Below are 2,252 nucleotides of genomic sequence, written 5' to 3' on the forward strand. Positions count from 1 at the left end.
CCCGCCCCCCCCGCCGCCCCCCCCCGCCCCCGACGGTCTGCCGCGCGGGCGTCGCACACCGAGGAGGTGCGCGGCCGGGCGCCGCGCGGTGGCGCCGGGCGTCAGCCCTTGACGGCGCCCTGCATGATGCCCGCCACGAGCTGGCGGCCGGTGAAGATGAAGATGACGATCAGCGGCAGGGTCACGAGGAAGATCCCCGCCATGACGAGCGAGTAGTCGACGAAGAAGTTCGCCTGGAGGGACCGGACGACCAGCGGCAACGTCGGGTTGTTCTGGTTGAGCACGATCGACGGCCAGAAGAAGTTCGTCCACTGCTGCACGAACGTGAACAGACCGAGCATCGCGGCGGCAGGTCGCGCCGCGGGCAGCGCGATCGACCAGAACGTGCGGAACATCGACGCGCCGTCGACGCGGGCCGCCTCGATGAGCTCGTACGGGAGCGCCTCGCCGAGGTACTGCGTCATCCAGAAGACGCCGAACGCGGTGACGAGCGCGGGCACGATGACGGCCTGGAGCTTGCCGATCCACCCGAGATCCGACATGAGGATGTACATCGGGATCACGCCGAGCTGCGTCGGGACCGCCATCGTCGCGATGACGAACACGAGCAGCGGCCCGCGCCCGCGGAACCGGAGCTTGGCGAACGAGAAGCCCGCGAGCGTCGAGAAGAGCACGACGGACAGCGACGTGAGCACCGCGACGACCACCGAGTTCCAGGCGGCCTTCCAGAAGTTGATCGCGTCGGAGCTCATGACGTCGGCGAACCGGTCGAACAGGCTCGCGTCCGGCAGGAGCTGCGGCAGCGCGCTGCGCGAGATCTCCTCCGGCGTGGAGGAGCCCAGGATCAGCGTGAAGTACAGCGGGAAGACCGAGATCAGCAGGACGACGCCGAGGATCGTGTAGGTGACCCATCGGGGGCGGCGCTGGGTGCCGCCGACGTTCTTGCCGGCACCGCGACGTCGGGCGGCGGCGCGGGCCGCGCCCGGGCCTGCGGTCTGGGCGATGACGGGGACGGAGCTCATCGCTTCCTCCGGTCGGTCGTGGGGGCGGCGGTCGGTGCGGACGCCTGGTCCCCGGCGGCGGAGCGCTGGGCGGACATGGCGCCCTCGGCGCGCAGGCGCTTCTGGGTCTCACGACGCCGTCTGACCCACCGCGGCGGGCGCGGCTGGGCGTTGGAGGTGGCGATCCGCCGGGTCACGAGGAAGTTGATCATCCCGATGACGAGGATGAGGAGGAACAGCAGCCAGGCGACCGCGGCCGCGCGGCCGAAGTTCTTCTGGTTGCCCCACGCGACGTCGTAGAGGTAGAGCACGGTGGTCATCCACTGCCTGTCGGCGCCGCCGAGGCCCTGCGCGTCGTACATGCGCGGCTCGTCGAAGATCTGGAGGCCGCCGATGGTCGAGGTGATGACGACGAAGATGATCGTCGCGCGGATCTGCGGGACGGTCACGGAGAAGAACTGGCGCACGCGGCCGGCGCCGTCGATGATCGCGGCCTCGTACAGCTCGCGCGGCACGGCCTGCATGGCGGCGAGGAAGATCAGCGCGTTGTAGCCCGTCCAGCGGAAGTTCACCATCGACGCGATGGCGACGTGGCTCGCGAGCGCGTCCGCGTGCCAGCGGATCGGCTCGATGCCGACGAGGCCGAGGAGCTCGTTGATGAGGCCGTACTGGTCGGCGAAGAGGCGGCCGAAGATCATCGAGACCGCGACGGGGGCGACGACGTAGGGGAGCAGGACACCCATGCGCCAGAACGTGGCGGCGCGCAGGTTCTGGTCGAGCAGCGCGGCGATCGCGATGGCGGCGATCACCTGCGGCACGGACGACAGCACGAAGATCGAGAACGTGTTGCGCAGCGACTTCCAGAACGTGGGCTGCGCGAGGACGTCCGTGTAGTTCTGGAGGCCGACGAAGTCGCCCTGTCCGCCGAGCAGGTTCCAGTCGTAGACCGACACCACGGCGGTGTACACGAGCGGGAAGAGCCCCGTGATCGCGAACAGGATGAAGAAGGGCGAGATGTAGAGGTAGGGCGAGACCTTGACGTCCCAGCGGCTCAGGCGCTGGGTGAAGCCGACGCGTCGCGGCGTGCGCGGCGTCGGCCCGCTGAGCCCCGGGGAGGGCTGGGTGGGCGAGAGGACGGCCATGTGAGTTCCTGGGCTGCTGGTGACTGCGGGTGGCGGTCGGGCGGCCGCCGGGGCGGCGGCGCCCGGCGGTGGACGCGAGCGGGGCCGGGGCGGCACCGTGGTGCCGCCC

The 2,252-nt window shown here is 70.5% G+C and carries 2 protein-coding genes; both read right to left on the reverse strand.

Features of this window, described 5'->3' with window-relative positions; genetic code table 11:
• Positions 1-101 precede the first annotated feature (101 nt).
• Positions 102-1,022: a carbohydrate ABC transporter permease gene (locus tag ACFWH7_RS21000; protein ID WP_378219622.1), complete on the reverse strand. Its 921-nt coding sequence runs from the start codon at positions 1,020-1,022 to the stop codon at positions 102-104.
• Positions 1,019-2,143, reverse strand: a complete 1,125-nt coding sequence (locus ACFWH7_RS21005) for a carbohydrate ABC transporter permease (RefSeq protein WP_378219625.1) — start codon at positions 2,141-2,143, stop codon at positions 1,019-1,021. Before ACFWH7_RS21005 ends, ACFWH7_RS21000 begins: the two co-directional genes overlap by 4 nt.
• Between the last annotated feature and the right edge of the window lie 109 nt (positions 2,144-2,252).

Source organism: Cellulosimicrobium cellulans (assembly GCF_042723955.1).
In the GTDB taxonomy this organism is placed as follows: Bacteria; Actinomycetota; Actinomycetes; order Actinomycetales; family Cellulomonadaceae; genus Cellulosimicrobium; species Cellulosimicrobium cellulans_H.